7 protein-coding genes and 8 pseudogenes are annotated in these 13,002 nt (G+C 58.5%); 9 read left to right on the top strand and 6 right to left on the bottom strand.

What is annotated here, in order from left to right:
* Window positions 1-27 precede the first annotated feature (27 nt).
* The 5 genes and pseudogenes from slmA to coaBC all read right to left on the bottom strand — a co-directional run bounded on the left by slmA (window position 28) and on the right by coaBC (window position 4,839).
* Window positions 28-636, bottom strand: a complete 609-nt coding sequence (gene slmA / locus B4967_RS01695) for a nucleoid occlusion factor SlmA (protein WP_083023197.1) — start codon at window positions 634-636, stop codon at window positions 28-30.
* A 21-nt stretch (window positions 637-657) separates the two neighbouring features.
* Entirely contained in the window at window positions 658-1,557 is a 900-nt protein-coding gene (argB, locus tag B4967_RS01690; protein WP_083023195.1) for an acetylglutamate kinase, read from the bottom strand.
* Window positions 1,558-1,658: 101 nt separating this feature from the next.
* Window positions 1,659-3,052, bottom strand: a pseudogene (locus B4967_RS01685) (phosphomannomutase/phosphoglucomutase).
* Between the two features lie 40 nt (window positions 3,053-3,092).
* Window positions 3,093-3,554: a dUTP diphosphatase gene (gene dut, locus B4967_RS01680; protein ID WP_083023243.1), complete on the bottom strand. Its 462-nt coding sequence runs from the start codon at window positions 3,552-3,554 to the stop codon at window positions 3,093-3,095.
* 2 nt (window positions 3,555-3,556) lie between these two features.
* A pseudogene (gene coaBC, locus B4967_RS01675) lies at window positions 3,557-4,839 on the bottom strand (bifunctional phosphopantothenoylcysteine decarboxylase/phosphopantothenate--cysteine ligase CoaBC).
* Between the two features lie 149 nt (window positions 4,840-4,988).
* On the opposite strand from coaBC, the pseudogene radC reads away from it, so the two are divergent.
* The 7 genes and pseudogenes from radC (at window position 4,989) to ald (ending at window position 10,378) form a co-directional block, all read left to right on the top strand.
* Window positions 4,989-5,665, top strand: a pseudogene (gene radC, locus B4967_RS01670) (RadC family protein).
* A gap of 264 nt (window positions 5,666-5,929) precedes the next feature.
* The gene (gene rpmB, locus B4967_RS01665) at window positions 5,930-6,166 is read left to right on the top strand and encodes a 50S ribosomal protein L28 (RefSeq protein WP_038481085.1); all 237 of its coding nucleotides are present in this window, start codon (window positions 5,930-5,932) and stop codon (window positions 6,164-6,166) included.
* A gap of 38 nt (window positions 6,167-6,204) precedes the next feature.
* Window positions 6,205-6,360, top strand: coding sequence for a 50S ribosomal protein L33 (gene rpmG, locus B4967_RS01660; protein WP_083023193.1), 156 nt, complete (start codon window positions 6,205-6,207; stop codon window positions 6,358-6,360).
* Window positions 6,361-6,498: 138 nt separating this feature from the next.
* A pseudogene (mutM, locus tag B4967_RS01655) lies at window positions 6,499-7,325 on the top strand (bifunctional DNA-formamidopyrimidine glycosylase/DNA-(apurinic or apyrimidinic site) lyase).
* Between the two features lie 81 nt (window positions 7,326-7,406).
* Window positions 7,407-8,596, top strand: a pseudogene (locus tag B4967_RS01650) (class I SAM-dependent rRNA methyltransferase).
* Between the two features lie 54 nt (window positions 8,597-8,650).
* Window positions 8,651-9,088, top strand: coding sequence for an acyl-CoA thioesterase (locus tag B4967_RS01645; RefSeq protein WP_083023192.1), 438 nt, complete (start codon window positions 8,651-8,653; stop codon window positions 9,086-9,088).
* 177 nt (window positions 9,089-9,265) lie between these two features.
* Window positions 9,266-10,378, top strand: a pseudogene (ald, locus tag B4967_RS01640) (alanine dehydrogenase).
* A gap of 41 nt (window positions 10,379-10,419) precedes the next feature.
* Here ald and B4967_RS01635 read toward each other — a convergent pair.
* Entirely contained in the window at window positions 10,420-10,668 is a 249-nt protein-coding gene (locus tag B4967_RS01635) for a SlyX family protein (protein ID WP_083023190.1), read from the bottom strand.
* A gap of 110 nt (window positions 10,669-10,778) precedes the next feature.
* Here B4967_RS01635 and B4967_RS01630 point away from each other — a divergent pair.
* Window positions 10,779-11,311: pseudogene (locus tag B4967_RS01630) on the top strand (cold-shock protein).
* A gap of 173 nt (window positions 11,312-11,484) precedes the next feature.
* Window positions 11,485-12,957 (top strand): annotated as a pseudogene (locus tag B4967_RS01625) (IS1182 family transposase).
* Window positions 12,958-13,002: the final 45 nt, after the last annotated feature.

The raw sequence follows: 13,002 nt of genomic DNA, 5'->3' as shown, positions 1-13,002 counted from the left end.
CCTTCGGGGCGTTTTCGTTTTTCTCTATTAAGCTGGCTGTACAGTGGTTCTTAACAGCTGGCCAGAGAGTAGTGTCCACTGGTCGTCCCAATATTCGGTGGGCAAGCGTTTGAAGTCGCTACGTACATATTGAGAAATACGCCCCTCGGCTTGGGCGATCAGTAAGTTGGCTGCGGCCGAGGCGGAAATGTTGGTGCGTAGCCCTTCGCGCAGCTCGGCTTCCCGCAGCACCTGCTTGAGCTGGGTTTCCAGGCGCTCGAAGAGCTGGTGTACCCGCTGGCGCAGCCGTGCGGTTTCACCGGTGAGCACATCGCCCCCTAGCACCCTGGCAAGCCCGGGGTTCTTCTCGGCAAACCCGAGCAGGAGCGAGAGAATCGTCCCGCAGCGGGTCGTGGCGTCGGGGATGTCATCCAGAATGCGGGTAATGCGTGCGAAAATGCTCTCTTCGATGAAGTCGATCAGTCCCTCGAACATGCGCGCCTTGCTGGGGAAGTGGCGATACAGCGCCGCTTCGGAAACGCCCACTTGGCGCGCCAGTGCGGCCGTGGTGATCCGCTTGCCACTGTCCTCTTCCAGCATGATGGCTAACGCCTGCAGAATTTGCTCGCGGCGGCGAGGTTTGCGATCGTCACTCATGACTCTTGCCCTCCGTCGCGATTAACCTGCGTCAGTGATCAGGGTGCCTACCCCGGCGTTGGTAAAGATTTCCAGTAGCACCGCATGAGGAACGCGGCCATCAATAATATGGGCGCTGTTCACACCGCCTTTCACGGCATCCAGCGCGCAGCGGATTTTGGGTAGCATCCCGCCGTAAATGGTGCCATCGGCAATCAGGCCGTCTACCGGGGCGGTGGTGAGCCCCGTTAGCACCTTGCCTTCGCTGTTCATCAAGCCCGCCACGTTGGTCAGCAGCATCAGCTTCTCGGCGTTCAGCGCTTCGGCCAGCTTGCCTGCTACCAGATCGGCATTGATGTTGTAGCTGTTACCTTTGTCATCCACGCCGATGGGAGCGATGACCGGAATAAAGTCCCGGGCGGCCAGCATCTCGATCAGGTCAGTGGAGATCGACTCCACTTCGCCGACATGGCCGATATCGATGATTTCCGGCGCGGTCATCTCCGGGCTCTGGTGCTCCACCTTCAGCTGCCGGGCGCGAATCTGGGCGCCATCTTTGCCGGTCAGGCCAATCGCCTTGCCGCCGCTTTGATTGATCAGGTTGACGATGCTCTTGTTCACCAAGCCGCCCAGCACCATCTCCACGACATCCATGGTTTGCGAGTCAGTGACTCGCATGCCATTCACGAAGCGGGATTCGATATTGAGCTTCTCCAACAGGCTGCCAATTTGCGGGCCCCCGCCGTGAACCACCACCGGATTAATGCCAACTTCCTTCATCAGCACGATGTTGCGAGCAAATGAGTCGATCAGCGTGTCTTCGGTCATGGCATTGCCGCCATATTTCACGACGACAGTTTTGCCGGAAAATTGCTGAATATAGGGAAGCGCTTCTGACAGCACCTCCACAACGACCTGGGGGTCGCGGCTAGCTGAACTCATGACGTTGTCCCTTTGCTCTTTTTAATGTCTGTTGCGTTGCTAGGCGCTTACGCGCCTGGATGACAGCATTTTTTAACACGTCGCGCGTTCTAAGGGCGCGATCATGCTGTTGTTGTGGCTGGTATGGTCAGTGTAGGCGCGACGCCGTGTAGCGCTTTTTCAAAGCGCTCGCGGATTCGAGCGAGCGCGGCGCTATCTTTTCCCTCAAAACGAAGCACCAGTGCGGGCGTCGTATTAGAGGCGCGACATAATCCCCAGCCGTCGGTGTAATCAACGCGAATGCCATCCAGCGTGGTTTTGATACCTTCGCCGAAGTCGCTCTCTCTGGCAAGTGGCTCGATAATGGCAAATTTTTCTTCATCGGCAACGCTGACGTTAATTTCTGGCGTACTGACATCTTGGGGGAATTGGTCAAAGAAAGCGTCCGCGTCGCCGGGGAACTGGGCAAGAATCTCCAGCAGTCGGGCGGCTGCGTAGAGGCCGTCATCAAAGCCGTACCAGCGCTCTTTAAAGAAGATATGTCCGCTCATTTCGCCGCCCAGCAGCGCCTCGGTCTCTTTCATACGCGCTTTGATCAGTGAGTGGCCGGTGCGCCACATCTCAGGCTCGCCGCCAGCCTCGCTAATCACCCGGGCAAGATTGCCGGTGCACTTGATATCGAAGACCACTTTCGCTCCAGGATTGCGCGACAGCATATCGGTGGCAAACAGCATCAGCAGGTGGTCAGGGTAAATCATACGCCCACGGGGCGTGACGACGCCTAGCCGGTCACCGTCGCCGTCGAAGGCAAGGCCGATGTCGGCACCGCTCTGCTGGACGTGGTGGATCAGATCCTGCAGGTTTTCCGGCTTGCCGGGGTCGGGGTGATGGTTGGGGAAACGGCCATCGATCTCGTCAAACAGTGGTGTGGTGGTGACCCCAAGCCGCTGAATAAGCTGCGGGCCAAGCTCTCCGGCCACACCGTTGCCGCAATCCACCACGGCGCTGAGCGGGCGTTCCACCTTTACATCGCTCAAGATGCGCTCCAGGTAGCTGGCGCGCAGATCTTGGCTGCTCACGCTGCCTTGGCCCTGGGTGAAATTGCCCGCTTGAATGCGCTCAAAGAGCGCAGTAATCGCGTCCCCCGATAATGTTTCGCCCGCCAGGACGATTTTAAAGCCATTGTAGTCCGGCGGGTTGTGGCTGCCGGTGAGCATCACCCCTGAGCGACTCTCTGGCAGCGTGTGGGTGGCGAAGTAGAGCACCGGCGTGGGCACCATGCCGATATCGATAACGTCCCGCCCGGCGGCCTGCAGGCCGCGTATGAGCGCCGCCTGCAGGCGCGGCCCAGAGGTGCGGCCGTCTCGCGCCACAATACCGTCTGCTCGCCACGAGCGGCGGCTTCAGAGCCGACGGCGCGGCCAATCAGCTCGGGGGTGGTTTCGCTAAACGTGTCATCCACGATGCCGCGAATATCGTAAGCGCGAAATATCGAGCGGGTACGGTCATCATCGATCCTTGAAAAACGCTGAAAGGGAGTGGGCTGGCGAACGGGGTTACTGACGGCCGGTGCTGCCGAACCCGCCGCTGCCGCGAGTAGAGTCGGTAAAGCTATCGACGATATCGAGTTCAGCTTGCACCACGGGGACCAGAACGTACTGGGCGAGCCGCTCGAAGGGCGCAATCGTGAAGCTGTCCTGGCCGCGATTCCATACCGAGATCATTAGCTCGCCCTGGTAGTCGGAGTCGATGAGCCCAACCAGGTTACCCAGCACGATGCCGTGTTTATGGCCGAGGCCAGAGCGCGGCAGAATCATGCCCGCCAAGCCTGGATCTTCAATATAGATGGCAAGGCCGGTGCGTACGAGTTGGCATTCGCCGGGGGCAAGGGTGAGGGGGGCATCCAGCAGGGCCCGTAAATCCATGCCCGCAGAGCCTGCCGTGGCGTAGGAGGGGAGGTAATCGTGCAGGCGCTCATCCAACACATTGCACTGCAGGCGAGGGCGGGGGCTGCTCATGGTCAGGCTCCAGAAGAGATCAAAGAGAGTTGCTTGAGTGCATGCTGAATAATCAGCGCTGCCAGTTGAGTTTTGGGTTGCGGCGGGGCAACAAGCTGCTCGGTATGGGTAGGCGTTCGCCATAGCAGCAGCGCCGCGTTGTCGTCGCTGCCAAAGCCTAGGCCCTGCTGGGAAAAATCGTTGGCGACGATCATATCCAGCCCTTTTCGGGCCAGTTTGTCCTGGGCGTAGCGCTCGATGTCCTGGGTCTCGGCGGCAAAGCCCACCACAAAGGGGCGCTGACCTTTAGGCAGCGCCGCTACGTCGGCAATGATGTCTGGATTTTTCACCAGCGTGAGCGTCAGCGTATCCCGGTCATCGCTTTTTTTAAGCTTGTGCTCGGCAGCGCTTTCCGCGCGGTAGTCGGCTACCGCCGCGCAGCCGATAAACAGCGCCGCTTGGGGGGCCTGCTTAAGCGATGCTTCGTGCATCTGTACGGCGGTTTTACGTTGAGCCGCTCGACTCCTTGGGGAGTAGGCAGGTTCACCGGGCCGCTGATCAGCGTTACCCGCGCCCCTTGGGCGGCCGCTTCCGCGGCCAGGGCGTAGCCCATTTTCCCCGAGCTGTGATTTGACAGGTAGCGCACCGGGTCCAGCGCCTCGCGGGTGGGGCCAGCGGTGACCACCACGTGGGGAGCGCTGGCGGAAGCGGAGCCGGGCGACGCAAAGTTCTTTGTCACAAAGCTCTGGGTCACTGCTTCCAGGATCTCTGCAGGCTCGCTCATGCGCCCTGGGCCGACGTCGCCGCAGGCCTGATCGCCCGCCGCCGGGCCAATCAGCTGCCAGCCATCGGTGGCCAGCTGTTTCACATTGCGCTGAGTGGCTGGGTGGCGCCACATGGCCTGATTCATCGCTGGGGCGATGAGGCGCGGTGCTTCAGAAGCAAGGCATAGAGTGGTCAGTAAGTCATCCGCCATGCCATGGACCAGCCGCGCGATCAAGTCGGCGGTGGCCGGGGCGATGACGATGGCATCCGCCCAGCGGGCCAGCTCGATATGCCCCATGCCAGCTTCCGCTTCAGGGTCGAGTAGCGAGGTACGCACCGGTTCGCCGGAAAGAGCCTGCAGGGTAAGAGGGGTAATAAACGCTTGGGCTCCCTCGGTCATCACTACACGAACCTCGCAGCCAGCCTGTTTTAGCAGCCGCACGATAAGGGCGCTTTTGTAGGCTGCGATGCCGGCGCTAACGCCCAGCAGTAGGCGCTTACCCGCTAGCGACGATAAGGGAGAGTGCGAAAGTGGGGCCATGGTGGGCAGTCCAGTGTGACGATCAACAAGGGGCTTACCATACCATTTGGCTGATTATTTTGGCATGCTCGGCAGATTCGCCATAATGCTAGGTATAGTGAGGCTGGCGGTCATGGCAGTGCGTTAAAAGAACCATTAGGGAGGCGTGGATGGGGATTAATCATTGGCCCGAAGGTGAGCGGCCACGGGGAAAGCTGTTGAATATGGGCGCGCAGGCACTTTCGGATGCCGAGCTGTTAGCGATTTTTCTGCGAGTAGGCGTGCAGGGGCGCTCGGCGGCAGACTTGGTCGCGGGACTTGCTGGCGAATTTTGGGGGGTTTAAGGCAGTTGCTTGAGGCGGACCAAACCCAGTTCTGCTCCGCCCGTGGTCTGGGAAGTGCTAAATTTGCCCAGTTGCAGGCCACCCTAGAGCTCTCTCGACGGCATTTGGCCAGCCAACTGGCTCGTGGCAATGCCCTAACGTCGCCTGCGTTGGTTCGCCACTATTTAAGCTCACAGCTGCGTCACTTGGGGCATGAAGAGTTCGCCGGACTTTTTTTGGATACACAGCATCGAATTATTCGCTATGAATCCCTATTTCGCGGTACCCTAGACAGCGCATCCGTTTATCCCCGCGAAGTTGCCAAGCGTGCGCTGGAATTACACGCTGGTGCTGTCATCCTGGCCCACAATCACCCATCGGGTGTGGCTGAGCCCAGCGATGCTGATCGACGTATCACTGAACGCTTAAAAGATGCCCTTGCACTCTTTGACGTGCGGGTACTCGATCATTTTGTGGTGGGGGACGGAGAAGTGGTGTCATTTGCCGAGCGTGGCTGGCTATAAGCAATAATCTTAGCAATAAAAGACGCGTGGCTGGTCGTCAGGCCGCTGCCCCTTTTCTAAGTAAATTGTCCAAAAATGCGCTTTTTTGGCCTTTTTTGGCGGTTTCGCTTGCTGGTAGCTAGGTGCTCTGGTATAAAGTGCAACCTTTGAACTTGGGTTGAATAACGGATTTGGGTACAGCTAGGCGGTTAACTGCGTCGACTCCCTCCCTGCTCCGGTTTGCCCGACAGTTTTGACCAACTCGCCAAGCGGTTGGAGGCTCTCATCTCCAAAGTATGTCAGGTTACCGGCAAGCGTCCGGTAACTGGTAATAACGTTTCTCACTCCCAGCGTAAGACACGTCGTCGTTTCTTGCCGAACCTGCACACCCATCGTTTTTGGGTTGAGTCTGAAAACCGCTTCGTCAAGCTGCGCGTTTCCTCTAAAGGTATGCGTATCATCGACAAGAAAGGTATCGAGACGGTTCTGGCCGATATCCGCAAACGCGGCGACGCTATCTAAGCCAGCTTTTTGCTAAGCACTTTTGGGAGAGTTAAACCATGCGCGATAAGATCAATCTGGTGTCTAGTGCCGGTACAGGCCACTTCTACACCACTGATAAGAACAAGCGGAACACCCCGGATAAGTTCGAATTCAAGAAATACGACCCGGTGGTCCGTAAGCACGTTATCTACAAGGAAGCCAAGATCAAGTAATCGCGATTACGATGATCGGCTTTCACCGCAGGCGAGCGCCTGTTGAAAAACCCGGCCTAAAGCCGGGTTTTTGCATGTCTGTCGTTAGCGCCTTGGCCGTTAATCGCTGTCACTGTGCTGTCATCATAGGCTTTCATCATGCCCGAACTGCCTGAAGTTGAAACCACGCGACGTGGCATCGCCCCCTATATAGAGGGGCAAGAAATTACCGAAGTGCGGGTGCGCCAGCCGCGCCTGCGGGTACCAGTGCCGGACGACCTGGCCGAACGCTTAATCGGCGCGCGAGTGGGCGAGTTGGCCCGACGAGCTAAATACCTGCAGATTCCGCTAGCCACCGCTGATGGCAGTGCCACGCTGCTGTGGCACTTAGGCATGTCGGGAAGCCTGCGTATTGCCCGCCTGGGGGATTTGCCGAAAAAGCACGACCATGTGGATGTGGTGACCGCCAGCGGCTACGTGCTGCGCTACCATGACCCGCGTCGGTTTGGGTTTGTCGACTGGCAGCAGGGGGCCGGCAGCCGCGATACCCGCCTTGCCCACCTTGGCCCTGAACCGCTTAGCGATGCCTTCAACGGCCAGTGGCTCTACCGCCTGTCCCGTGACAAGCGGGTGGCAGTAAAGCCCTTTTTGATGGACAACCGTGTGGTGTGGGTGCGGGCAATATTTATGCCGCCGAAGCGCTGTTTATGGCAAGCATCGACCCGCGCCGTGCGGCGGGGCGAATTTCCCAAGCGTGCTACGACGCGCTAGCGGCGGCGGTGAAAGAGGTGTTGGCGGCGGCCATTACCCCAAGTGGCACCACGCTGCGTGATTTTGTCAGCGGGCAGGGCGAGCCGGGCTACTTTGCCCAGCAGCCCAATGTGTATGGCCGCCACGGCCAGCCCTGCTTACGCTGTGGCAGCGAGCTGCGACGCATAACGCTTGGCCAGCGAGCGAGCGTGTTTTGCCCTAGCTGCCAGCGTTAATGACCGCCTTAGGCGGTGAATTGTTTTGCTTACCCTTACTGGGCCTATGTGCTTGGTAAATCGGCTCTTTTGGAGATTGTTGTGACCCAACGCCTGCGCATGAATAAAAACGCTGATCGCCGCTTGAAAGCTGGCCATCTGTGGATCTACTCCAACGAAGTGGACATCAAAGAAACGCCCCTGAAAAATTTCGCAGCGGGTGAACCTGTGCTGGTAGAGGCGTCCAACGGTAAAACGTTAGGCGTTGCTTATGTTAATCCTCATTCGCTGATTTGCGGCCGCATCATGTCTCGCGACCCGGAGATGCGTCTGGATCGCTCGCTGTTTGTTCACCGTTTTAATCAGGCGCTGGCGCTGCGTCAGCGTATGTTTGATCAGCCGTTTTACCGCCTGATTCATGGCGAGGGTGACCTGCTGCCTGGGCTGGTGATTGACCGCTTTGGCGATGTGCTGGTGGTGCAGCTCAACACTGCCGGTATGCAGGCACTGGCGGAAGATATCGGTGACGCCCTGGAGAAAGTGGTTAAGCCGAGTGCTATCGTCTTCCGTAACGATACCGGTGGCCGCCGCCAGGAGGGCCTGGAAGCCCACGTAGAAGTCGTCAAAGGTACGCTGCCCGATGAAGTGCTGATGGTCGAAAATGGCGTCACCTTTGCCGTGCCGGTGCTAAACGGCCAGAAAACCGGCTGGTTCTACGATCATCGTGTGAACCGTGCTTGGCTCAACAGCCAAGTGGCCGGTAAGCGCGTGCTGGACGTATTCAGCTCGTGGGTGGTTGGGGCGTTCAGGCGGCGGCCCGCGGTGCATCAGAAGTGCTCTGCGTGGATGCATCCGGCGCGGCGCTGGAGCAAGTGGCGCGCAACGCCGAGCTGAACGGCGTTCAAGAGCAAGTGGCGATCGGCGCAGGCGATGCTTTTGAAGCCCTGGCGGCGCTAAAGGCAGATGGCGAGCAGTTCGCTGTGGTGATTCTCGATCCGCCTGCGTTTATCAAAAAGCGTAAGGATATCCCCAACGGCGAGCGCGCCTACTCGCGCCTGAACCGTGAGGCGATGCGTTTGCTGGGCCGCGATGGCCTGCTGCTGTCGGCATCCTGCTCCATGCACCTTGCCCCTGATCGTTTGGTCGATGTGGTGCGCGGTGCAGTGCGCCACCAGGACCGCCAAGGTCAGGTGATCTTCCAGGGCCACCAAGGGCCGGATCACCCGGTACACCCGGCCATACCGGAGACGTCGTACTTGAAGGCGCTAGGCGTGCGCGTGTTCCGCGACTAAGCACGGTCATTAGTGGTGAACTGATAGAGGTCTTCAAAGAGAGGAGATAGCCACATGGAGTGGGCACTGCCAGATCCGTTTGTCATTGACTTAAACGTGCTGCCAGAGGCGATTGACGCCTACCAGCACGTTAATAACAGCGAGTACTTGCGCTGGGTTGAGCAAATTAGCTGGGCGCACTCCGAAGCGTTGGGGCTATCCCTTGAGCGCTATCAAGCTCTGGATAGGGCAATGGTGGTGCACCGCCATGAGCTGGACTATCTCGCGCCCGCCTTTGCGGGTGACGCGCTGCAGCTGGCGACGTGGATCGTGGCGTGCGACGGCCGCTTTAGCCTAACGCGCCGCTTTCAGCTCAAGCGCGTTGTGGATGGCAAAACGCTGCTGAACGCCCGTACTCGGTTTGCCTGTGTCGCGCTCTCAAGCGGCCGCCCGAAACGCCTGCCTGAAGAGTACCAGCGTATTTATGGTGGTGCGGTGGTGAACGAAGAGTGACGTTTAATAGGGGCGTTGATTTTTTCGCCTAGCGCCCTTAACCGCTAGATTCTTCTGCTAAAAAACGCCTTAACCGGCGTTTTTTTTGTTTTTCTGTCCAGGGGTGGTGGTTCTTGTTTGCTGTGCTGTAATGCACTTAGCAACGTACGACATGTGCCTGAATCAGGAGAGCCAACCATGAAAATTGCCGTCCCAAAAGAGATCAAAAACCATGAATACCGCGTCGCACTGACGCCCACCGGCGCGCGCGAGCTAACTGGGCGGGGCCATACAGTGAGCGTGCAGGCTGGCGCGGGTGAAGGCGCTGGCTTTCAAGATGGCGATTACCAGCAGGCTGGCGCTACTATCGAGCCAAATGTTGATGCGCTGTGGCAAAACGCCGAGCTGATCTTGAAAGTCAAAGAGCCGCAGCCAGAGGAAGTCGCGCGTCTCACCCCTGCGCATACGCTGTTTACCTGCCTGCACTTAGCCGCTGAAAAGTCTCTCACCCAAGGGCTAATGAAGAGCGGTGCTACCTGTATTGCCTACGAAACCATCACCGATGCTAAAGGCGCCCTGCCGCTGTTAGCCCCCATGAGCACCGTGGCGGGCCGCATGGCGGTGCAGGCAGGGGCGCATAGCCTGGAAAAGGCGCAGGGCGGCTCTGGCGTGTGTTGCCGGGCGTGCCGGGGGTGGCGCCAGGGAGTGTGACCGTGATTGGCGGCGGCGTGGTAGGTGAGAACGCGGCACGCATGGCGCTGGGCTTAGGGGCGGATGTCACGATTTTAGATAAATCGATCGCCCGCCTGGAAGTGCTGGATGACCGCTACCAGGGGCGCATCAAAACCGTCTACTCCACGGCGGATGCGCTGGATCACGCGGTAAGAACGGCGGATATGATTGTCGGTGCCGTGCTGATTCCAGGCGCCGCTGCGCCGAAGCTGATTACTCGCGCCATGCTGGCAGATATGAAGCCGGGCAGCGTGCTGGTGGATGTGGCGATTGACCAAGGCGGCTGCTTTGAAACCAGCAAGCCCACCACCCACGCTGGGCCTACCTATATCGTGGATGGTATTGTGCACTACTGCGTGGAATATGCCCGGTGCTGTGGCGCGTACCTCTACCTTAGGACTGACCAACGCCACGCTGCCCTTCGTGCTGGCGCTGGCGGATAAAGGCTGGCAGAAAGCATTAGCCGATGATGCGCACTTCCTGCCCGGCCTTAACGTTCACAACGGCAAGGTGACCTATCGTGCCGTTGCCGATGCATTTGGGCTGGAAAGCGTTGACCCGGCCAGCATGGTGAAGTAATCCCACCGCTTTTGGGCGGGCAAGAAGCCGCGAGCCGTGGCTTAATAGTGGGGTGGGATATCGTCTTCTGGACGAAAACGGCCTTGGGAGTCGCCCGCCTGGAGCGCCTGATGCTGCTCGCGTAGCCGTTCGCGCATCAAGGCGCTTAGCTGCTCCAGTTTTTCCAAGCGGCGCTCCTGCTGGGCGACCGCTTGATCCAGAGTGTCCAGCCAGTGCTCCTGATAGGCCAGCCGACTCTCCAACGATTCAAGACGTTGAGCGAGCTCAGCAGGCGATAATTCGTTTGTCATGATAACATCGTCACCTTGTGTAGTATGCTCGGTACTGTTAGGAATGGGCCTGGTAGTTCGAGTATTGTCCTTCGTCTGTTACCCATACAACAAGAGAGCTTTTATCATCTATGAACCCAAAAGTTGTTTTTCGCTGTTTCTTTATCAGTGTCTTACTCGCCGCCCCCACGCCGCTTCTTCTGGCAGGGATTGTTCATTTAACCAATGCACCTCTGGCTGAGCAGTGGTTAGCCGAAGCTGCTTTTAGCGTATATGCAGCGGTAGCCTTTGGCTGCTTTATTATGTTGTTTATCGGCACGTTAGCGGCGGCTGCCCTGGCGCCACCAATGGTTGTGAAGGCAGATGTGGCTCGGGTTAAGCCTGCGCCGCGCCAGCCCCAAGCACCTGCTCCTACGGTGGAAGATGATGAAGAGGAAGATATCATCGACCCCAACGAGGCCGTGAAGAGGGTGAAGTAAAGTGGTTTAACACCAACAAAGGCTACGGCTTTATTACTCGCGATAACGGAGAAGATGTGTTTGTTCACTTCCGTGCCATTCGTGGTCGTGGCCCGCGTATGCTGGCCGAAGGCCAGATTGTTCGCTATCACGTGATTAAAAATGATCGCGGCCTGCAGGCCGATGACGTCAGCATTATCGAGTAAGCGCCCAGGCGCTGTAGTGATAAATTAGTGCTGAGTTAGTTCTAAAATAGTGCTGAATTAGCGCTGAAAGAGAAAACCCCCGCGCTTGCGGGGGTTTCAGACTGCTGACAAAGCCCTGGCCCTTCGGCCAGGGTTTTGCTTTGATAAGCGTATCGTTTTTAGTGGTGGCCGATATGCTCAAAGACCCTTCCCCCCAACAGCACGAACTGGAGATGGTCACGCTCGAAGAACTCGTACCCTCCAACCATTTGTTGCGTCAGATTGAGGCCGCCCTCGACTTCAGCTTTATCCGCGAGCGCGTCCGTCATCTTTACTGTGCGGATAATGGTCGGCCCGCGCTGGATCCCGTGCTGCTCTTCAAGGCCTTGTTGATCGGCTATCTGTTTGGCATTCGTAGCGAGCGCCAGTTGATGCGCGAGATCCAGGTGAACGTCGCCTACCGGCTGGTTCCTCGGCTTGCGCTTGACCGACAAGGTGCCCGACGCCTCAACGATCAGCCAGAACCGGCGCCGCCGCTTCTCCGACAGCACGATCCACCAAAAGATCTTCGATACCATTGTCGAGCAGGCCATCGCACAAGGCTTGGTGGGCGGCGACGTGCTCTACACCGACAGCACGCATCTCAAGGCCAATGCCAACAAGCATCGTTTTGAGCGCCAAGCGGTCGAGACGACGGCACGGGACTATCTGGACGCCCTGGACGTGGCGGTTTGAGGAGGACCGCGCTCAACACGGAAAAAAGCCCTGACGCCGCGTGCTAAGGCACCGGCCACTGTCGAAAAGAAAATCAGCCTTACCGACCCGGATAGCGGCTATATGGTGCGCGATGGCAAACCGACCGGCTTCTTCTATCTGGATCACCGCACGGTGGACGGCAAGCACGCCATTATTACCGATACCCATGTCACCCCGGCCAGTGTGCACGATAGCGTGCCTTACTTGCCGCGACTGGATCATCAGTGCCAGCGCTTCGGGCTGGACCCCGTCGGTGTCGGCCTCGACGCGGGTTACTTTACAGCGGCTATCTGTCATGGGCTGGAAGAGCGCGGTCTGTATGGTGTCATTGGCTACCGCCGCCCCAGTAAACTCAAGGGGTATCTTCCCAAGCGCGCCTTTACGATGACGCGGCAACCAACACCTATCAGTGCCCAGAGGCCCAGTCGCTGATCTACGCCACCACGGACCGACATGGCTACCGCCACTATCGCAGTGATCCTGAGATCTGCCGGGGCTGTCCTCGGCTGGCGACCTGTACCCGCAACGCCAAGCAGACAAAAACGGTCACACGGCACGTCTGGCAGGACGACAAGGATCGGGTGGATGCCCGACGGCTGACAGAACCAGGCAAGAAGCTCTATCAACGACGCAAGGAGACGGTGGAGCGCAGCTTCGCCGACGCCAAGCAGTTGCACGGGCACCGCTATGCGCGAATGCGAGGCCTAGCGCGCGTCAAAGAGCAGTGTCTGCTGGCCGCGGCCTGTCAGAACCTCAAGAAAATCGCGCAGGCGCGTTGGCGCCGGCTTTTTGGCGCGTTTTTACGTCATCTGAGAGCTGATAGGGCTCTTCAGAGGGGGTTATACCCGACGATGGGCAGAAGCCGTGCGATGAGGGTGGTGAGTCAGGCCGCGAGTGTACGCCTGCTCTAAACGCAACGAACCCACCAAAACAGGTGGGTTCGTCAGCAGTCTGAA

Origin of the sequence: Vreelandella lionensis (assembly GCF_002087295.1) — a bacterium.
Taxonomy (GTDB): Bacteria; Pseudomonadota; Gammaproteobacteria; order Pseudomonadales; family Halomonadaceae; genus Vreelandella; species Vreelandella lionensis.
This window is presented reverse-complemented; position numbering and strand designations above follow the sequence as displayed.

Excerpts from the sequence above, each read along its gene's own strand:
- rpmG (WP_083023193.1), top strand. The coding sequence starts at position 6,205 with ATGCGCGATAAGATCAATCTGGTGTCTAGTGCCGGTACAGGCCACTTC.
- dut (WP_083023243.1), bottom strand. The coding sequence starts at position 3,554 with ATGAGCAGCCCCCGCCCTCGCCTGCAGTGCAATGTGTTGGATGAGCGC.
- B4967_RS01645 (WP_083023192.1), top strand. The coding sequence starts at position 8,651 with ATGGAGTGGGCACTGCCAGATCCGTTTGTCATTGACTTAAACGTGCTG.
- argB (WP_083023195.1), bottom strand. The coding sequence starts at position 1,557 with ATGAGTTCAGCTAGCCGCGACCCCCAGGTCGTTGTGGAGGTGCTGTCA.
- slmA (WP_083023197.1), bottom strand. The coding sequence starts at position 636 with ATGAGTGACGATCGCAAACCTCGCCGCCGCGAGCAAATTCTGCAGGCG.
- B4967_RS01635 (WP_083023190.1), bottom strand. The coding sequence starts at position 10,668 with ATGACAAACGAATTATCGCCTGCTGAGCTCGCTCAACGTCTTGAATCG.